Source organism: Pseudomonas sp. S2_E01 (assembly GCF_054668365.1).
In genome coordinates this window covers 1,939,804-1,959,501 of the sequence record NZ_CP162762.1, presented here as the reverse complement: position 1 = coordinate 1,959,501, position 19,698 = coordinate 1,939,804, and the positions used below count along the sequence as shown (strand labels likewise).

General features: G+C 63.0%; 17 protein-coding genes. 12 read left to right on the top strand and 5 right to left on the bottom strand.

Features of this window, described 5'->3' with window-relative positions; translation table 11 throughout:
- Positions 1–38: 38 nt before the first annotated feature.
- The 6 genes from AB4O36_RS08965 to AB4O36_RS08940 all read left to right on the top strand — a co-directional run bounded on the left by AB4O36_RS08965 (position 39) and on the right by AB4O36_RS08940 (position 7,153).
- Positions 39–1,082 (top strand): ABC transporter substrate-binding protein, encoded by a 1,044-nt coding sequence (locus AB4O36_RS08965; RefSeq protein ID WP_460141516.1) that lies wholly within the window; start codon positions 39–41, stop codon positions 1,080–1,082.
- Positions 1,083–1,096: 14 nt separating this feature from the next.
- Positions 1,097–2,314, top strand: a complete 1,218-nt coding sequence (locus tag AB4O36_RS08960; protein WP_460123795.1) for an ABC transporter permease — start codon at positions 1,097–1,099, stop codon at positions 2,312–2,314.
- On the top strand, positions 2,314–3,111 hold the full coding sequence (locus AB4O36_RS08955) for an ABC transporter permease (protein ID WP_460142127.1): 798 nt from the start codon (positions 2,314–2,316) through the stop codon (positions 3,109–3,111). The genes AB4O36_RS08960 and AB4O36_RS08955 overlap by 1 nt, the downstream gene beginning before the upstream one ends.
- 208 nt (positions 3,112–3,319) lie before the next feature.
- On the top strand, positions 3,320–4,651 hold the full coding sequence (locus AB4O36_RS08950; protein WP_460123792.1) for an MFS transporter: 1,332 nt from the start codon (positions 3,320–3,322) through the stop codon (positions 4,649–4,651).
- Positions 4,652–4,676: 25 nt separating this feature from the next.
- A complete protein-coding gene (locus AB4O36_RS08945) occupies positions 4,677–5,771 on the top strand; it encodes a class II histone deacetylase (protein WP_460141515.1) in 1,095 nt (364 codons plus the stop codon).
- A gap of 155 nt (positions 5,772–5,926) precedes the next feature.
- Complete coding sequence (locus AB4O36_RS08940) at positions 5,927–7,153, top strand: OprD family porin (protein WP_460123786.1); 1,227 nt, start codon at positions 5,927–5,929, stop codon at positions 7,151–7,153.
- A 53-nt stretch (positions 7,154–7,206) separates the two neighbouring features.
- Here the strand turns inward: AB4O36_RS08940 and AB4O36_RS08935 are convergent, their stop codons facing one another.
- From AB4O36_RS08935 to AB4O36_RS08920, 4 genes are all read right to left on the bottom strand, one after another.
- Entirely contained in the window at positions 7,207–8,007 is an 801-nt protein-coding gene (locus AB4O36_RS08935) for an IclR family transcriptional regulator (protein WP_460123783.1), read from the bottom strand.
- 75 nt (positions 8,008–8,082) lie between these two features.
- Positions 8,083–9,423, bottom strand: coding sequence for an MFS transporter (locus tag AB4O36_RS08930; RefSeq protein WP_460123780.1), 1,341 nt, complete (start codon positions 9,421–9,423; stop codon positions 8,083–8,085).
- A 47-nt stretch (positions 9,424–9,470) separates the two neighbouring features.
- Entirely contained in the window at positions 9,471–11,060 is a 1,590-nt protein-coding gene (locus tag AB4O36_RS08925; RefSeq protein WP_460123777.1) for a GMC family oxidoreductase, read from the bottom strand.
- A 28-nt stretch (positions 11,061–11,088) separates the two neighbouring features.
- Complete coding sequence (locus tag AB4O36_RS08920; protein WP_460123774.1) at positions 11,089–12,519, bottom strand: NAD-dependent succinate-semialdehyde dehydrogenase; 1,431 nt, start codon at positions 12,517–12,519, stop codon at positions 11,089–11,091.
- A gap of 180 nt (positions 12,520–12,699) precedes the next feature.
- On the opposite strand from AB4O36_RS08920, the gene AB4O36_RS08915 reads away from it, so the two are divergent.
- The 6 genes from AB4O36_RS08915 to AB4O36_RS08890 all read left to right on the top strand — a co-directional run bounded on the left by AB4O36_RS08915 (position 12,700) and on the right by AB4O36_RS08890 (position 18,965).
- Entirely contained in the window at positions 12,700–13,095 is a 396-nt protein-coding gene (locus tag AB4O36_RS08915) for a cupin domain-containing protein (protein WP_460123771.1), read from the top strand.
- Entirely contained in the window at positions 13,092–13,850 is a 759-nt protein-coding gene (locus AB4O36_RS08910) for an HpcH/HpaI aldolase family protein (protein ID WP_460141514.1), read from the top strand. Before AB4O36_RS08915 ends, AB4O36_RS08910 begins: the two co-directional genes overlap by 4 nt.
- Positions 13,851–13,877: 27 nt before the next feature.
- A complete protein-coding gene (locus AB4O36_RS08905; RefSeq protein ID WP_460141513.1) occupies positions 13,878–14,810 on the top strand; it encodes a DUF6282 family protein in 933 nt (310 codons plus the stop codon).
- 10 nt (positions 14,811–14,820) lie between these two features.
- Positions 14,821–15,882: a beta/alpha barrel domain-containing protein gene (locus AB4O36_RS08900; RefSeq protein ID WP_460141512.1), complete on the top strand. Its 1,062-nt coding sequence runs from the start codon at positions 14,821–14,823 to the stop codon at positions 15,880–15,882.
- Positions 15,883–16,194: 312 nt separating this feature from the next.
- Complete coding sequence (locus tag AB4O36_RS08895) at positions 16,195–17,610, top strand: sodium:solute symporter family protein (RefSeq protein ID WP_460123751.1); 1,416 nt, start codon at positions 16,195–16,197, stop codon at positions 17,608–17,610.
- The gene (locus AB4O36_RS08890; protein WP_460141511.1) at positions 17,607–18,965 is read left to right on the top strand and encodes an amidohydrolase; all 1,359 of its coding nucleotides are present in this window, start codon (positions 17,607–17,609) and stop codon (positions 18,963–18,965) included. Before AB4O36_RS08895 ends, AB4O36_RS08890 begins: the two co-directional genes overlap by 4 nt.
- Positions 18,966–19,133: 168 nt before the next feature.
- Here the strand turns inward: AB4O36_RS08890 and AB4O36_RS08885 are convergent, their stop codons facing one another.
- Complete coding sequence (locus tag AB4O36_RS08885) at positions 19,134–19,685, bottom strand: cytochrome b (RefSeq protein WP_460141510.1); 552 nt, start codon at positions 19,683–19,685, stop codon at positions 19,134–19,136.
- Between the last annotated feature and the right edge of the window lie 13 nt (positions 19,686–19,698).

The window sequence follows — 19,698 nt, the reverse complement described above, 5'->3', positions numbered from 1 at the left end:
GCCAACCAATTCCAATTCCAAAGGCTGGGAGTCACACCATGTTCAATCGTAACCGCGTCAGCATCCTCACCCTCTGCGGGCTCGCCCTGCTCGCCAGCGGCGCCCAGGCCCGCGACCTCACCGTGGCCTCCTGGGGCGGCGCCTATCAGGACGTGCAACGGGAAATTTTCTTCAAACCGTACACTCAGGCCAGCGGCAATAAAGTCGTCGACGACAGTTGGGAAGGCGGCATCGGCCTGCTGCGCACCCGCGCCGAAAGCGACGACGGCGGCTGGGATCTGGTGCAGGTCGAGAGCGAAGACCTGGAACTGGGCTGTGGAGAAGGCCTGTTCCTGCCGCTGGACGTGGCGCGCATCGGCGGCAAGGCCAGCTACATCCCCAGCGCCACCAGCACCTGCGGCATTGGCAATGCGGTCTACAACTTCGTCATCGGTTACGACACCAGCAAACTCAAGCGCGCGCCCACCGGCTGGAGCGATTTCTTCGACACCGCCACCTTCCCCGGCAAACGCGCCCTGCGCCAGGGCCCCAAGGGCAACCTGGAAATCGCCCTGATGGCCGACGGTGTGGCCCCGGCCGACGTCTACAAGACCCTCGGCACGCCCGGCGGTGTCGAGCGCGCCTTTCACAAGCTCGACAGCATCAAGGGCCAGTTGCTGTTCTGGAAGGCCGGTGGCCAGCCCATGCAACTTCTGGCCTCTGGTGAGGTGGCGATGACCACCTCCTACAACGGCCGGGTGACCAATGCCATCCGCCAGGACCACAAACCGTTCGGGCTGGTGTGGAACCAGTCACTGCAAACCATGGACAGCTGGGCCATCCTCGCCAACTCGCCGAACGTCGACAAGGCCTACGGCCTGCTCAAAGTGATGGGTGACGGTGAGAACCAAAAGCGCTGGCCGGCCCTGCAGCCGACCGGCATCACCTCGCTCAAGGGCATCGCCGACACCGACCCGGCAGCCTTGGCCGATTCGCCCAGTGCGCCCCAGAACAGCGCCAACGTGCTGGTGCTGGACGACCACTTCTGGGTCGACCGCGTCGATGAACTGAATGCCAAATGGACCACCTGGGCGGCCAAGTGAGCCAGGGGAATCACATGAGTGCTCTCGCCTTAGACAACGCCATCCCGGTGGTGGCGCGCAAGAACCGCGTCGCGCTGTGGCAGGCCTATGGCCTGCTGGCACCGTTGGTGCTGTTCCTGCTGCTGACCTTCGTCGGCCCTATCGGCACGCTGTTGTGGCGAGCCGTGGCCGACCCGGAATTGACCCAGGCGTTGCCCGCGACGGCGCAGGCGGTGGCGAAATGGGACGGCACCTCGGCGCCGGATGAACGCCTGTTCGCGCCACTGGTGCAGGACCTGCGCCAGGTGCAACCTCGGGAACTGGCGGCAGCCGCGCGACGCCTGGCCTATGAGGCGCCGGCGTTGCGCGCCCTGCTGACCACGGCCCGGCGCGAAGCGGCGCAACTGGACGGCACGGCGGCCTCGTTGCAGGCGCTCGATCCACGCTGGCTGGACAACGCGACGTGGCAGACCTTCAAACGCGCAACAGGTCCGGTGGGCAGTTATCACCTGCTATCGGCAGTGGACCTCAAGCACGACTACCGTGATGGTTGGGTCGCCAAGGAAGAAGCCGGGCTGTACCGGGCGATCCTGGGTCGCACCTTCGGTATTGCGGCGATCACCACGCTGGTGTGTGTGCTGCTGGCGTTTCCACTGTGCGCCTTCCTCGACAAGCGCACGCCGCGTACCCGCAATGCCTTGCTGCTGTTGATCCTGCTGCCGTTCTGGACCTCGATCCTGGTGCGCACCACCGCCTGGATGGTGCTGTTGCAGGACGAAGGCCTGGTCAACGCGTGGCTGCTGCGTCTTGGCCTGGTCGACAGCCCCTTGCACCTGCTCTACAACCGCTTCGGGGTGATCCTGGCACTGGTCCACGTGATGCTGCCATTCATGGTCTTTCCACTGCTGGCCGCCATGGCCGGCTGTAATCGCCTGCTGGTGCAGGCGGCCTATTCCATGGGCGCTCGGCCATTGCGGGTGTTCTTCCAGGTCTACCTGCCGCAGGTGTTGCCCGGCCTGGCGGCTGGCGCACTGATGGTGTTCATCGTCACCTTGGGCTTCTACATCACCCCCGCGCTGCTCGGCGGGCCGGCCGACCAGATGATCAGCTTCTACATCGCCCAATTCACCACCGGCACCCTCAACTGGGGACTGGCCTCGGCCCTTGGCTTGATATTGCTGGTGGCCACCACCCTGCTTTATCTGGTCCAGGCGCACCTGGCCCGGCGCGGCCATGAAGGAGCCAAACGATGATCCGCAACCCCAACCGCGGGCCACTGGCCTGGTTCGGTAACCTCGGCCTGTCGCTCAGTGGCGTGCTGGTGCTGGCATTCCTGCTGCTGCCAATTCTGGTGGTCTTGCCGCTGTCGTTCAGCGACAACCGCTACATGTCGCTGCCGCTGGGCAGCTTCACCCTGCACTGGTACGAGCAGTTCTTCGGCTCCAGCCAATGGCTGGGCGCGCTGGCCAACAGCTTTGCCATCGCCCTCACCAGCACCGCCCTGGCGGTGTTGCTCGGCGGCCTGGCGGCGCTCGGCCTGCGTCATCCTTCCATGCCTGGCAAGCGCGTGATTGAAGTGCTACTGATCGCGCCGATGATCGTGCCGGCGGTGATCGTCGGCGTCGGCATGTACTTCGTGTTCTCCAGTGCCGGCCTGACCCGCAGCTACTTGGGGCTGGTGCTGGCGCACACGACACTGGCGGTGCCCTTCGTCATCGTCAACGTCGGCGCCGCGCTGGGCGGTCTCAACCAGCGGCTGTTGTGGGCGGCAGCCAGTATGGGCGCGACACCCTGGGTCACATTGCGCCAGGTGACCTTGCCGTTGATTTCGCCGGGCCTGGTCTCGGGCGCCCTGTTCGCCTTCGCCACTTCGCTGGATGAAGTGGTGGTGACGCTGTTCCTGGCCGGGCCCGATCAACGCACGCTACCGAGGGAAATGTTCACCACCGCCCGCGAGGCCTTGAGTCCGGTGCTGCTGGCCGCCGCGACCATCATGGTGCTGTTCGCCACTGTGCTGCTGTTGCTGTCGCGATCCCTATCCCGCCGCTAACCCCTGGGGCAACGCAAGCCGTTGCCCCATTCATCCCGCCACCCCTTGACAGCCACTCGGAGGGCTTCTTACTATCGCAACCACTCAGAGAAACAACGTTTCGCAGATAAAAACAAAATAGCGAAGACCCGTTTTACCGCTCGCTGCCCAGAAAAGCATTGCCGCCTGCGTTATGCGCAGACGGCCCGATAATTCCAGAGAGCCTCTGATGAATCTCATTTCTCGCACTACCTTTGTCAGCGATCAGGATTGCTCGCTGTACAACCGCATCGCCTGGCGCATCTTGCCGTTCCTTTTCGTGCTCTATGTCGTGGCCTTCCTTGACCGCGTCAACGTCGGTTTCGCCAAATTGCAGATGGCCGCCGACGTGGGCCTGAGCGACATGGCCTTCGGCTTCGGCGCCGGGGTGTTCTTCCTCGGCTACTGTCTGTTCGAGATCCCCAGCAACATGATGCTGCAGCGCGTCGGCGCACGTTTGTGGATCGCGCGGATCATGGTGGTCTGGGGCATCATCTCCACTTCGATGATGTTCGTCTCCAGCCCCACGTCGTTCTACATCCTGCGTTTTCTGCTGGGGGTGGCCGAGGCCGGCTTCTATCCTGGCATCGTGCTGTACCTGACCTACTGGCTGCCGTCGTACGCGCAATCACAGGGTTTGGCCTGCCTGAGCCTGGGCGTGGGGTTCGCCGGTGTGATCGGCGGGCCGCTGTCGGGCTGGATCATGCAGACCTTCGCCGGCATGCACGGCCTGGCCGGCTGGCAATGGCTGTTTTTGCTCGAAGGCCTGCCGGCGGTGGTCCTCGGCATCGTGGTGTTCTTCTACCTCGATGACCGTCCGGGCAAGGTTCGCTGGCTCAGCGCCGCGCAGAACGCCAAGGTGGTGGCCGACCTCGACCGCCAGCGCAAGGAGCACGAGCAGGCCGGCGCCACCCACACCTTGCGCAGTGCCTTTCGCCATCGCGCGTTGTGGTGCCTGGTGTTCGTCAACTTTGCTCTGTTGTGCGGCACCTACGGCGTGTCGTTCTGGCTGCCGCAGATCATCCGCAACCTGGGTGAACAGACGCTGTTGCAGACCGGCCTGCTGTCGGCCATACCGTTTGCCGTAGGCTCGGTGTGCATGCTGATCGTCGGCAAGCATTCGGACCGCACCCGCGAACGCCGCTGGCACGCCTCCCTGTCGATCCTCGCCGCGTGCCTGGGCCTGGCCATGAGCGCGACGTTCCACAATCAGCCGGTGTTGTGTCTGTTCAGCCTGTGCGTGGCGATGGCCGGCAGCCTGTCGGCATTCAACGTGCTGTGGGCCATCCCCGGCACGCTGCTGACCGGCGCCGCCACCGGCGTCGGCATCGCCCTGATGACCACCGTCGGCAACCTCGGCGGCTACGCCAGCCCGTTCATGATGGGTTGGATCAAGCAGGCCAGCGGGCATTTGGAGTACGGCCTGTTCGTCCTCGCCGCCCTGAACCTGGTCGCTGCACTGGTGATGGCCCGGGTCCGTTCCCAGGCCGCGCCCGTCGTCGCCATTGGCACCGCAGGCTGAGCCTGCCCAGATGCAAGGAATACACATGAGCAACAGCGGATTTTTTCACGATGAACACTGCTTTTGGCACAGCGGCGGCCTGTTCGCCCTGACCTTGCCCGTGGGCGGCTGGGTCGAGCCGCCATCGGGCGCCGCCCACGCCGAATCACCGGAGTCCAAGCGCCGCCTGAAGAACCTGGTGGAGGTCTCGGGCCTGGGCAAGTCACTGGTGCAGCACGGCGGTGAGCCGGTGTCCATGGCGCAGATGCTCAAGGTGCATACACCCGAGTACTTGCAACGTTTTCGCCAGTTGTGCGCCGACGGCGGCGGCCTGCTCGACCCGGGCGCACCGGTCGGCCCGGCCACCTACGAGGTCGCCCGGGTCTCGGCCGGGCTGGTCAGCGCGGCGGTCAACCAGGTGCTGCAAGGCGAACTGGACAACGCCTACGTGCTGAGCCGTCCTCCCGGCCACCACGCCCTGCCCGACCAGGCCATGGGTTTTTGCTATTTGAACAACATCGCCATCGCCATCGAGAACGCCCGCGAGCGCTTCGGCATCGAGCGCGTGGCGGTGCTCGACTGGGACGTGCACCACGGCAATGGCACCCAGACCATCTACTACGAGCGCGACGATGTGCTGACGCTGTCGATCCACCAACAGCGCGCCTATCCCCGCGGCTACACCGGCGAGCACGACACCGGCAGCGGCGCCGGGGCCGGTCTGAACGTCAACGTACCTCTCCCGCCGGGCAGCGGCCACGAGGCGTATCTGTATGCCATGCAGCGCATCGTGTTGCCAGCGCTGGAGCGTTATCGCCCGCAACTGATCATCGTCGCTTGCGGTTATGACGCCAGCGGCGTCGACCCGCTGGGGCGCATGCTTTTGCACAGCGACAGTTACCGCGAACTGACCCGCTTGACCCGTGAGGCGGCCGAATGCCTGTGCGACGGCAAACTGGTGCTGGTGCATGAAGGCGGTTACGCCGAAGCCTATGTGCCGTTCTGCGGGTTGGCGGCCATCGAGGCGCTTAGTGGTCTGCGTACCGAGGTGCAGGACCCGTTGCTGGCGATGCTCGAATCGCAGCAGCCCGACGCGCAAACCGTCGCCTTCCAGAAAACCCTGATCGACCAACTGGTGTAGTCACCCTATCCAACACTTCGGAGATAACGCCTAGCGAATAAATCCAACCCTCCATTCGTCCGCCAACACACTTATTGATATATCGAACTTGAACCACGGCCGTCATCGCCTTGATGTCGGCCGTGCGCTCACGCACACGCCTGGAAAATAACTACATGAATGCTAAGAAGAGCACATTGGCACTGGCTGTTACTTGCGCACTTTCCTTCAATGCAATAGCCGACACGGGTGGTTTTGTAGAAGATGCGCACTTCTCGATAAAAGCGCGCAACTTCTACATGAATCGCAACTTTCTCGACGACCGCACTTCGCAGAACTATTCCGAAGAATGGGCCCAGGGTTTTATCGGTATTTTCGAGTCCGGCTATACGCCAGGCACCGTTGGCTTCGGGGTGGACGCCATCGGCCTGCTCGGCTTGAAACTGGACACCGGCGGCGGGCGCAAAGGCGGCGGCACCCTGCTGCTGGAGGAAGACAGCGACGGCGCCAAGAGCAGCTATTCCAAGGGCGGCGCTGCGGTGAAGGCGCGGTTCTCCAAGACAGTCGTCAAGTTTGGCGAGCAACTGATGAACCTGCCGGTGCTGGCCACCAGCGATAACCGACTGTTGCCTGAAACCACCCAGGGCTGGCTGGTCACGAGCAAGGAAATACCCGACCTGACGTTGCACGCGGGCCACTTCACGGCTTTGCGCAGCCGCGACCAAAGTGAACACGACAGCGGCGGCATGACCTCGGTGGACTTGTTCGGCGGCAACTATAACTTCAATAAACAATTGAACGTTCGCGCCTATCATTCCGATGTTGAGGATTACTGGCGCAAGTATTACCTGGGCACCACGTTGGCGTTACCGATCAGCGAGGGTTTAGCAGCCACGTTTGATTTCAACGGGTATGACACCAAAAGTGAAGGCCGGCAATTGGGCGGCATTCTCGATAATCGCATCTGGAGTTTGTCGGCTGCCTTGGCGGCTGGGCCGCACACGTTCACGGTCGCCCATCAGCGCGTGACCGGCACCGGCAACTACACCTACGGCGTGGACGGTAACAGCACCGTTTTTTTGGCCAACTCCGTGCAGTACTCTGACTTCAACTACGAGAACGAACGTTCGTGGCAGGCCCGTTACGACTTCAACTTTGCTGGCGTCGGCATACCGGGTCTGAGCTTCATGGGCCGCTACCTGCGCGGCACCGATTTCCACACCGCGCAAACCGACAATGGTCGCGCCTGGGAACGCGACCTTGAGCTCAAATACGTGGTGCAATCCGGCTCGGCCAAGGACCTGTCCTTTCGTATCCGCCAAGCCAGTTTCCGCAGCCCCGATCGTGGGCTGAACTTCAATGAAGTGCGGGTGATTACCGAGTACCCGATCAACATCTTCTAAGCCTGGTCGACGCAGGAGCCGAGTCCGGCTCCTGTCACCCACCGCCAGCGCTTCTAGAGGCGCTGGTAGGTCCCCGCGTGCAAGCGTTCGCTGATCTCCGCCGCCGCCGACTGCAACTCGCGCAACATCGCCGCCGGTGGTGGTGACGGGATGGCTGCGCTCGGCCCGACGATACCGATGGTGCCGACGATCTGGTCATTGTCGCGAAAGATCGGGCAGCACACGGCATTGATTCCCATCGTCACCTCACCGTCCGCATCGTCATACAGTCGCTCGCGAATCAACGCCAGGCGCTGGGCCAGGGCTTCGGGTTCGTGCAGGGTCAGGGGCGTCAGTTGCGGCATCTTGCGGCGCATCACCCGCTGCTGACTGGCGGTGTCGGCGAACGCCAACACGGTGCGGCCCTGGGCCGAGCAATACGGCAGCACGCGGTTGCCCGGTTTCACCGAGATGCACACATTGGCCTTGGATTCGACACAGGACACCACCAGCGCGGTGTCATGGGTAGCGACCGCCAGCAAGGCCGTTTGGCCAGTGGCATCGCGGATGCGGGTCAGGTAAGGGTCGGCGATGGCGCGCAGGTCGAACTGCTCGCCAGCAGCTTCGCCGTAGGCCACCAGGCGTGAACCGAGCATGTATTTCTCGGTGGTCGGATCCTGTTCGAGGATCCCCAACTGGCGCATCGAGGCCAGGTGCCGGTAGGTGCGCGGCTTGGCAGTCTGCAGTTGTTGAGCCAGCTCGGTGACCCCGAGCGGGCGCCGCGCAGCGGTCAGTTCGTCAAGCAGGCGGAAGACCATCTCCACCGACTCGAGCAAGGCCGGACCACTGGCGGGCTTTTCATCATCCTGGTTCAAGCGTTCACCTCGCATGGAGCTTTGGGGAAAGCCCGATTGTATCGCTTGGCGAAACGCTTGTGTTGGTCTACGACATCAAATACTGGCAGGTTCTGCCGAAACGGCTGCGCGATCCTGCTGCGGCATCTTCACCGAGTACATCGTGTAGGCACCGATCAGGGTCATCACCGCCAGCACGTACAAGCCGTATTCAAGATGTCCGCTGCCCTGCTTCACCCAACCCATCATGAACGGGCTGGCGTAGCCGCCGAGGTTGCCGATGGTGGCGATCAGCGCGATGCCGGCCGCAGCTGCCGTGCCGGTCAACAGCACGCCGGGCAATGCCCAGAGCACGCAGAACCCGGCCAGACCGCCGGACATCGCCAGGCTCAGGCCGGCCAGCGACAGCACCGGTTGATCGTGGAAGAACGCCGCCATTGCCAGGCCTGCGGCCGACGCCAGATTGCACAGCGTGCCATGCCAGCGCCGCTCGCGGGTGCGGTCCGAATGCCGGCTGACCACCAGCATCACCACCGAGGCAATCGCGAACGGAATCGCCGCGATCAACCCGGTGTGAGTGAGGCTCTTGATGCCCAGGCCCTGGACGATCTGCGGCAGCCAGAAGCTCACCCCGTAAGTGCCGCACAACAGGGCAAAGTTCACGTAAATCAGTCGCCACAGGTCCTTGTTGACGAACGCCGCACGGAAATTGTGCCCCGCCCCCGCATGTTCCTGGGCCTGACGTTGCGCAGCCAGTTGGCGTACCACCCGTTGGTTTTGCTCCGGGCTCAGCCAGTGGACGTTGCCCGGACGGTCATCGAGGTAGAAGAACACCACGATACCCAGCAACACCGCTGGCGTGCCCTCGATCAGGAACAGCCATTGCCAGCCCGCCAAGCCATGCACACCCGCGAAGGTCTGCATGATCCAGCCCGACAGCGGGCTGCCCAGCACCCCGGCCATGGCGATCCCCAGGTTGAACCAGGCCATGGCCTGGGACCGGGCATAGGATGGGAACCAATAGGTCATGTACAACACGACCCCCGGGTAAAACCCGGCCTCGGCCATGCCCAGCAAAAAGCGCATGACATAGAACTGGTTGGGCGTCTGCACGAACATCATCGACACCGAGAGGATGCCCCACATCACCATGATGCGGGTGATCCAGAATCGCGCGCCAACCCGTTGCAGCATCATGTTGCTGGGGATCTCGCACAGGCAGTAGCCGATGAAAAACACGCCGGCACCGAAGCCGAACGCCATGTCGCTAAGACCGATATCGGCCGACATCTGCAACTTGGCGAAACCGACGTTGACCCGGTCGAGGAAGGCAATGATGTAGAGCACAAACAGGAACGGCAGCAACCGCCAGGCGATGCGGTTGTACAGCACACTGTCCTGCTCGTTGTCGAACGTGTTGCGGGCTATGAGCTTCATCGCAGTACTCTTTTTTTGTAATTGTTGTTTTGGTGAAGCGAGCCTGATCAGGCCTGGGCCGACAGGATGAAATCGGCGCAGCGCTCGCCGATCATGATGCAAGGTGCGTTGGTATTGCCACTGACGATCGTCGGCATGATCGACGCATCGGCCACCCGCAGCCCCTGCACGCCACGCACGCGCAAAGTCGGGTCGACCACGGCGGCAGCGTCCGAGCCCATCCGGCAGGTGCCGGCGGGATGGAACACGGTTTTGGCGACGGTGCGCACGTAGTCCTCGAACACCGCGTCGGGCACGTCGTCGTTTTCCGGGAGCATGAGCATGCGCTCCACTACGCTGGCCAGCGCGGGTGCACGGAGGATCTTGCGGGCCAGTTTCACCCCGGCCACCATCGTGCGCATGTCCTCGGGGTCGCTCAGGTAGTTGGCGTTCAGTGCCACGTCCGCCAGCGGGTCGGCGCTTTTCAGGCGCAGCCGGCCACGGGATCGCGGGCGCAGCGCGCAGGGGTTGACGGAGATGCCATGGCCGGCCGGCGGCATGCGGTCGATATCGCCGACCAGCGCCGGCACCACGTGAAATTGCACGTCCGGGCGACCGCAGCCAGTGGCATCGACGAACGCGCCGCTTTCCACCACGTTGGAACTGAGCAGGCCCGTGCGCGTGGCCAGGTATTTCAAGCCATGGCCAACGGCGCGCAAGCCACGGTCATGCCCGAGCAGGCTCGAGGGCTGGCGGGTCTGGGCGTAGACCGATGCGCTGAGATGGTCCTGGAAGTTCTCACCGACTTCGGGAGCGTCCACCCGCACGTCGATGCCCATCGCCTGCAAATGCTCACGGGGTCCGATCCCGGACAGCATCAGCAGTTTTGGCGAAGCGATGGCTCCGGCACTGACGATCACTTCGCCACGGGCACGGAAACTCAACTCACGGCCGGCCTCATCCTGCGCCTGCACGCCCACTACCCGCGAACCGTCGAACTGCAACCGGGTGACATGAACACCCGTCATCACCTTGAGGTTGGGGTTCTTGCGCATCGGCCGCAGGTACGACGCCGCCGAACTGGCGCGACGGCCGTCGGCGGTGGTGGTCTGGTAGAAACCGGCACCTTCCTGCTTGACCCCGTTGAAGTCATCGTTGGCCGGCACGCCTGCTTCTACCGCTGCCTCGACAAAAGCCCGGCTGAGGAAATGCTTGTGCCGTGGATCGCTGACCTTCAGCGGCCCCTGTTGTCCGTGCAACTGACCGCCCAGGCGGGCGTTGGCTTCGCAGCGGCGAAACACCGGCAGCACGTCCGCCCACCCCCAGCCCTGGCAACCGGCGTTTTTCCAATCTTCATAATCCTCGGCCTGACCGCGAATGTAGATCATCGCGTTGACCGAGCTGCCGCCGCCCAAGGTGCGGCCCTGGGGAATGAACACTTCGCGCTGGTTGACGAAGGGCTCGGGCTCGGTGCGGTACATCCAGGTGCGGCGAGTGCCGTGTACGCGGATGAACGTACCGGGAATATGCACATAGGGGTGATTGTCGGCCGGGCCGGCTTCAAGCAGCAGCACCTGCTTGCCAGCCTGGGCCAGCCGCGCGCTGAGCGCACAGCCGGCCGATCCGGCTCCGATCACGATGTAATCGAAGATTTCCATTATTGTTGTTCTCTTAAGCGAAGAAAGATCAGCCGACCTGGCTCACGAATTTGGTGGTGAAGTAGGCGTCCAGTCCCTCGCTGCCACCTTCACTGCCATAGCCGCTGTCCTTGACGCCACCAAACGGCGTCTCTGGCGCAGCGAGGCCGAAGTGGTTGATCGAGACCATGCCCGACTGCAACTCGTCAGCCAGCAGCGTGGCGCGCTGCACCGAGCGGGTGAAGGCAAATGCCGCGAGGCCAAATGGCAGGCCGTTGGCCTTGCTGATCACTTCTTCCAGGGTGTCAAAGGCCACGATCGACGCGATTGGCGCGAACGGTTCTTCGCTCATGATCCGCGCGTTTTCCGGTACTTCGGTCAACACCGTGGCCGGGTAGTAGAAGCCGGCCCCCTCGCCGCCCTGTCCACCCAGACGCAGTTGCGCGCCGACAGCCAGGGCATCGTCTACGTATTCCTGTGCTGCCGACACGCGACGCGGGTTGGCCAATGGGCCGAGCTGAGTGCTGGCGTCGTGGCCATCACCGAGCTTGAGGTTGGCGCTGACGCGGCAGAAGGTTTCGACGAAGCGCTCATAAACACTTGCCTGCACATAAAAGCGGGTGGGCGATGCGCAGATCTGCCCGCCGTTGCGGAATTTGAGGTTGGCCCCCAGGGTGGCGACCGCATCGACGTCCACGTCGTCGCAGACGATAAACGGCGCGTGTCCGCCCAGCTCCAGGGTGCAGCGTTTGAGGTACTGCCCCGCCAGGGCACCAAGGGCGCGGCCCACCGGCACGGAACCGGTAAAGGACACCTTGCGGATGATCTCGGAGCGGATCAACTGGTCGGACACTTCAGCCGGCACGCCGAACACCAGGTTCAACACGCCCGCCGGCACGCCGGCATCCTGGAAGGCACGGCACAGTTCGATGCACGAGGATGGGGTTTCTTCCGGGCCCTTGGCGATGATCGAGCAACCGGCGGCCAGGGCCCCGGCAATCTTGCGCACCAGTTGGCTGACCGGGAAGTTCCACGGGCTGAACGCCGCGACCGGGCCAATCGGCTCGCGCAACACCAACTGACGCACGCCGCTGGCACGCGGTGGAATCACCCGGCCGTAGGCGCGACGGCCTTCTTCGGCGTACCAGTCGATGTGGTCACCGGCCCCGAAGGCTTCCATGCGCGCCTCGGCCAGCGGCTTGCCCTGTTCGAGGGTGATCAGGGCGGCAATTTCGTCGGCGCGTTCACGCACCAGGTCGGCAGCGCGGCGCAGCACTTTGGAGCGCTCGTAGGCCGACGTCTTGCGCCACACCTCAAAACCACGCGCGGCAGCCGCCAGCGCGCGATCCAGATCGGTGGAACTCGCCAGGCTCAATTGGGCGATGACCTCGCCGGAGGCAGGATTGAACACATCGGCGCGGCGTGGGTGATTGCCGGCAGACCATTGCCCGTCGATCAAAAGGGATTGTATGACTCGCATGGATGGCATTTCCTTCACTTGTTTCTTTCGTAGAAACGTTGTTTTTTTGTACGACACAATCCTAGGGTTGCTGACGGACCGCTGTCAAGGTCGAAAAAGTCTCTTGACCGGGGCCTGACAGCCGGCGTAGGTTTATCTCACAACGAAACATCATTCTTATAAAAGAAACGGAGAAACCCGATGAGTCTCGCCCATGCCCTGCTTCACAACTGGAATGAGCTGCCCCGCGAAACCGTGCGCAAAGGCGTCGAGCGCGTTGCCTTTCGCGGCGACGACACCTTGTGCGTGATGAACTGGCTGACCCCGGGCATGGACGTGTTCCCGCACAGCCACACCTTCGAGCAACTGGTCATCATCGTGCAGGGCCGGGTGCGCTTTCACCTGGACGATGAAGTGGTTGAAGGCGGCCCGGGCAGCATGATTCGCATCCCGCCGCACGTGGTGCATTACGCCGAACCCCTGGGTGATGAAGTGGTAATGAACCTCGACGTGTTCTCGCCGATTCGCGACGACTACCGCCACCTGATCGAGTATCAGGATGCCGAATTCGCCCCGGCCAAAGGCCAGCCGGCATGAGCTTCGCCAACCGGCTGCGCCAGGGCGAGCGTCTGCTCAGCGCCTTTATCAAGACGCCCAGCCACGCCGTGATCGAGATTGCCGGCGACACAGGGTTGGATGCAGTGGTGCTCGACGCCGAGCACGCGCCCTTCGACGCTGCTGCTTTGGATATCAGCCTGCTGGCCTGCCGTGCAGCCCGCACCGGCGGTCTGGTGCGCGTGCCGGACAAGCGTCCTGCGACCTTGCAACAGGCGCTGGACCTGGGGGCCGACGGCTTGGTGTTGCCGCACATCATCAGCGCCGACCAGGCCAACTCGGTGCTCCAGGCCTTGTACTACCGCGACGGTAGCCGCGGTTTCTCCAACTCACCCCGGGCCGGTGGCTACGGTCGCGCCGACCTGGCCGAGCACCTGGCGGCCGAGGACGGTCGCCATGCGGTCATTGCGCAGATCGAGGACCGCGAAGCACTGGAGCACCTCGACCAGTTGGCCCGCCTTGAACGTATCGACTGCCTGCTGGTCGGCCGCGCAGACCTCAGTGTGTCCCTGGGCGCCGAGCGCCTGGACGACCCGCGGGTCGAGGACGCCGTCAGCCGGGTACTCGACGCGGCTCAGGAGGCGGGCAAACCCACCGGCATGTTCGTCGCCAACCTCGAAGACCTCGAACGCTTCGCCGCCCGCGGCGTGAGCTTTTTCATCCTGGGTTCCGACCAGGCGCTGCTGCGCGCCGGCTGGAGCCAGCAAGTCCGTCAATTCCACGGGTCGGCCCGCTGACCCGCACCACAACAAGAGAGACCTTCCATGAATGCAATCATCGACACCCCGATCAGCGCAGAACGCCAGGCGCACATCGACGACCTGCTCAAGGGCGCCATCGATCTGCACTGCCACAGCGGCCCCTCGGTCATGCCGCGCTACTGCGACCACGTCGAAGCCATGCGCGAAGCGTCCGAAGCAGGGCTCAAGGCGGTGCTGCTCAAGGACCACTACTACAGTTGCACACCGGTCACCCACATCCTGAACAAGCACTTCAGCGAACTGAATGTGCACATGCTCTCCGGCGTGCCGCTGAACAACGCCGTCGGCGGGCTGAACGTGCACGCCGTGGAACACGGCCTGACCCTTGGCGCCAAACTGGTGTGGATGCCGACCTTCTCCTCGGCCAACCACATCGCCCATCACCAACAGGATAAGAAGTTCGTCGAGAAATTCCCGCAGACCACCCAGCGCATGCTGCAACCGATCCCGCTGACCGTGCTCGACGACAACGACCAACTCAAAGACGAGGTCAAGGCCATCCTTGACCTGATCGCCGCCCAGGATGTGGTGCTCTCCGCCGGTCACCTGAACATCCGCGAGATCTGGCCACTGTTCGAGGAAGCGCGCCGGCGTGGGGTCAAGCGCCTGCTGGTCAACCATCCGACCTATGTAGTGGACGCGACCCTGGACGACATGCGCCAACTGGCCCGTGACGGCGTATTCATGGAGCACTCGATGTGCATGTGGGTACCGGGTTCCAAGTTCAAGTTCTACGACGACACCTTCCTGCGGGAGGTGATCGAGGCCGGCACGGTCGACCTGACCATCCTCGGCTCCGACCTCGGCCAGCAAGGCAACCCGGGCATCGCCGACGGCTTTCGCAACGTGATCGGCCAGTTGATCGACCTGGAGTTCAGCGACGCGGACATCCGCAAGATGACCTCAGGCAACGCTGCCCGCTTGATGAATTTGTGAGGGCATTGGCATGACGCGACTGACGACCACCATCGGCCGGCTGACCCTGAAAAACCCGGTCATCTGCGGGGCCGGTGAACAGACCATGACCGCCGACGCTACCCGAGCCGCCCTGGCCAGCGGCGCCGGTGCGGTGGTGGCCAAATCCACCAACGAATCCCCTGCCGCCAAGGAGCAACTGGACAAGACCGACTACGTGCTGCTCGATGCCCAGTGGAACCGCCTGCCCTGGAACTTCCAGCCGCCGGCCGAGGCCAGCCTGTTCGGCCGCTCGGGCCTGGTCCAGCGCGACTTCGAGGAGTGGCTGCAAGAACTGGCGATGCTTGACCGCGAAGCCCGCCTGCAGGATGCCTACGTCATTCCCAGCCTGATTCTCAGCGATCTGGAACAATGCGCCGCATTCGCCCAACGGATCGAGCAGGCCGGCCTGCGCGTCTTGGAACTGAACATCGGCGCGCCCCACGGCGAAGAAGCCGCCAAGGGCGCCATCGTTCTCGAACGCGGCGCCGCCCGCATCGAAGCCATCGTGCGCCGCCTGCGCGAAGCCACCACCCTGCCCCTGTGGATCAAGCTCACCGGGCAAAGTGAAGACGTCGTCGGCCTCGCCCAGGCCGCACGCCGTGGCGGCGCCGACAGCGTGGTGATGATGGGCCGCTTCATGGGCTTTATACCCGACCTGGAAACCGGCCTGCCCCTGCTCGGCACCAGCGCCGCTATCGGCGGCGGCTGGGCACTGCCACTGACCGCCCGCTGGGTGATGCAGGCACGCAAGGCCATGGGCGACGACTACCCGTTGATCGCCACCAACGGCGCACGCAGCGGGCTGGACGTGGCCCGCTTCCTGCTGGCCGGGGCCTGCGCCACGGAAATGACCTCGGCGGTGTTCACCGGTGGTTACGGGGTGTTGAGCGAGGCCATCGAGGAGCTGGAGGCGTACGTGGCCAAACGCGAATCGACAGTCAGTGAGTTGCTGGGCAGCGCGGCGGACAAGGTGCAGACCTATCAGCAGCAGCCGAGCCGCGAGGGCTGGTGGGAGCAGTTCGCCCCAAAGTGCCAAGGGTCTCGCGCTTGAAGCGGTTGGGTCGGGAGATCACTGAGAGTTGGCGGTTGTTGGCGCCTTGAAGAGAGGTTGGCTGGATGGGTGATTCCGTCTAGCCGGCCCGTCCACGTTAATGCCGTACACACCCAAAAACAGGAACTCGGTGCGCTCTCAATACCTTCAGAGCATCAAACAATACTTGTTCGATATTAGACACGTTCAGTCTTACAGGGGACCCTGATCACCATTACAACAATACTTAATGGGTATGATCATGCCAGCCACCTGCCGCAGCTCCGCCAGCGTTTTCCCATCCATCTTCGACACCGTGATGGGATAACGAACATGCACACTTCCTCCTCCTGGGTTGTCCTGTCCATCACCGGTATCTACATGCTCAGCCTCGCGCTGATCAGCTTCAGCGTGCGCCGCCATTCGCGCAGTGCCAACAACTACACCACTGGCGGCGGGCACTTTCCTGCCATCCTGATTGGCTTTCTGATGTTATCGGAATTCATTGGCACGGCCGTCAGCATTGGTACCGCGCAGACCGGTTTCAAGACCGGCATTTCGGCAGCCTGGAACCTGTTTGCCCTGGCACTGGGGTTCGTGTTGTTCGCCTGGTTGCTGGCGCGCAAGTACAAAGATCTGGGTGACAACACCATCTCCGGCGTGCTGTCGCGCAACTACGGGCAACGGACCCGCTTCGCCACCTCGATCATCACCATATTCGCCCTGGAAATCGTCGCGGTTTCGATTTACGCCAGCGGCGGCGCGGTCCTGGCGAGTGTGATGCAGGTGGACCGCACGCTGGCGATCATCATTGTCGGGGTAGTGTCGGTTTTGTACGTGAGCATCGGCGGCATGCGCTCGGTGATCTATACCAACTTTGTGCACGCCAGCCTTAAATACCTCGGCGTCGGCCTGGCGCTGTGGTTCGGTTTGAAACAGGTGGGAGGCATCAGCACGCTGCAAGCCCAGTTACCCGCCAGCATGTTCGACTGGACCGCCATTGGCTGGGGCCAAATTATCGCCTGGATGATCGCCGGTATTGGCTCGATTTTCTCCACCCAATACGTGATTCAAGCGGTCAACACCGTCAGCGACGCGGGCAAGGCGCAACGCGCCTGCTTCTATTGCGCGGTGTTCATGGTTCCGTTCGGGATCGGCGCAGCCTTGATCGGCATGTGCAGCGCCGCCTTGTTTCCTCAGGTGGATTCGTTGCAAGCCTTCCCGCGCCTGATTGCCAGCATGGATCAACTGACCGCGGGCCTGGTAGTCGCAGGTTTGGCCGGGTCGCTGTTCGGCACCATTTCTGCGGTGAGCATGGGTTCGGCCACGCTGTTGCTGCGCGACTTTTACGAGCCGTGGTTCAACCCTGAAAAGAACGATGCCAAGTCCCTGCGTTTTGTTCGCATCGCCACCATCGCCGTGGGCCTGTTACCCATCGCGCTGGCACTGACTTCAGACAAGGTGCTGATGATCGCTTTCCTGGGCAAGGCCTTGCGCGCTTCGCTGGCCGTGCTGGTGCTGATGGTGTTCTACGCGCCGAGGTTCGGCACCGCGACGGCCGCGTTCCTGAGCATCATCGCCTCGCTGGTTGCGACCGTTGGCTGGTTCCTGGCCGGCAACCCATGGGGCATCGACAACGCCTACATCGCCCTCTTCACGCCGCTGGTGATCATGACCATCGGCCACGTGACCCGTCGCGGCCCCGGCCAGGAATCGCTGGGACAGGCAGCGACCGAAGGGATGAAATGATAACGCTCAAACCCTCAAAATGGCTGGCCGCCCTGCTACTGGGCCTGGCCGGTAGCGCCCAGGCGCAATCACCCAGCGCCCTCGAAGAGCAGGCTTACAGCCGTGCGGCAGAAGTGGAAGCCAAACTGATCGAATGGCGCCGCGACATTCATCAACATCCAGAACTGGGCAGCCAGGAGACACGCACCGCCAAGCTGGTGGCCGACCACCTGCGCAAACTCGGCCTCGAGGTGCATACCGGCATCGCACACACCGGCGTGGTCGGCATTCTCACTGGCGGCAAGTCCGGGCCAGTGGTCGCACTGCGCGCCGACATGGATGCCCTACCGGTCAAGGAGCCCGAAGGTTTGCCGTTCGCGTCCAGGGCCCGCGGCAACTATCAAGGCAAGGAAGTGGACGTCATGCATGCCTGCGGCCACGATGCGCACACCGCGATGCTGATGGCCACTGCCGAAGTGCTGGCGGGCATGCGCAATACCCTGCCGGGCAAAGTGATGTTCATCTTCCAGCCTGCCGAAGAAGGCTCAAGCCTGCCCTCCTCCGGCCCAAACGAGCTTTGGGGCGCGCAACGGATGCTGCAGGAAGGTTTGTTTGACACACTCAAACCCGATGCAATCTTCGCGGTACACGTGATGCCAGGTCGATCAGGGGAACTCAGTTGGCGCACAGGCGCGACCACCGCCAGCAGCGATGATCTGAAAATCACCGTCACCGGCAAACAGGGCCATGGCGGCATGCCCTGGAACACAGTCGATCCCATCGTGACGGCGGCCCAAGTCATCACAGGCCTGCAAACCGTCGTCAGCCGACGTACCAATCTGACGCAATCGCCAGCGGTGGTCACCGTGGGCACGATCCAGGGCGGCAGCGCGGCCAACATCATTCCGGAAAAGGTGCAGATGACCGGCACCATTCGCACCTATGACGAGAAGGTCCGGGCGCAGATTGGGCGTGATGTAAAGCTGACGGCAGAGAAGATCGCTGAAAGTGCGGATGCCAAGGCTGATGTGTCGGTGATTGCGGGGTATGGCACCACTGTGAACGACGTAAAGCTCGCGGCGCAGATGGCTCCCGTGCTGGCGCGGGCTGCTTCGGGAAAGGTTGCGACCAGCCCATTGGTGGGTGCGGCGGAGGACTTCTCGTTCTTTGCGCGAGAGGCGCCCGGGCTCTTCATCTTTCTTGGAGTAACCCCTGATGGCCAGGACCCGGCCACCACCGCACCGAACCATAACCCGAATTTTATCGTGGATGAAAAGGCCCTGGTGGTTGGGGCTCGGGCGTTGTCAGGGCTGACTGTCGAGTTTTTGCAGACGTCGGCGGCCGAACCAGGCGCCGGTATTATCTCAAACCGGTAAACCCCGGCCCGTGGAGAGGTTCAAGCGTTCGCCTGGTCGAACGCTTGCCCTTTGACGAGCTCTACCCGTTCATCTCCAAGTTCGACGTTGGAGTGCTCCAGAACACACTCGCTCCGGCGGCGCCGCCCGATGGATCGACACGGAACCGTCAATATGGCTTCTGAACAGTCAGAATCGGTTTCGCTCCAACAGCATGCGCGTCAGCGTGTTGTCACGCACCCAAAAGTGATGGAACAGGCCTGCCGCTGCATGCAGACCGATCAGCCAGTAACCAGCGGTGCCCACCAGTTCATGCCAATACTTGAGCCGCTTGGCGAGGTCTGGGTCGACTCCCACCGGCGCTGGCAGGTGAAACCCAAAATACGGAAAAGGCTTGTCGGCAGCGGCCAGCATCAACCAAGCCAGTATCGGGGTGGCGATCATCAATCCGTACAGCGCCAGATGCGCCAGATGGGAAAGGCCGGTCTGCCACGCGGGTGGTTTCGGGATGATCGGTGGACGAGGCGTCAAGCGGCCCAGTAGCCGTACCCACACCAGAAGGAAGATGCTCAAGCCAAACAGGCCGTGAAACCCCATCAACACGCCTCGCGCTTCGCTGCCCTTGGGCATCCAGCCTTTGATTTCGACGCAAGCGTACACGCCAACAAACAGCGCCAGCATCAACCAATGAAGCATGATCGACAGTTTTCCATAACGATGTGCCGCCGTCTCGTGGTGCATAAGGTGCCTCGTC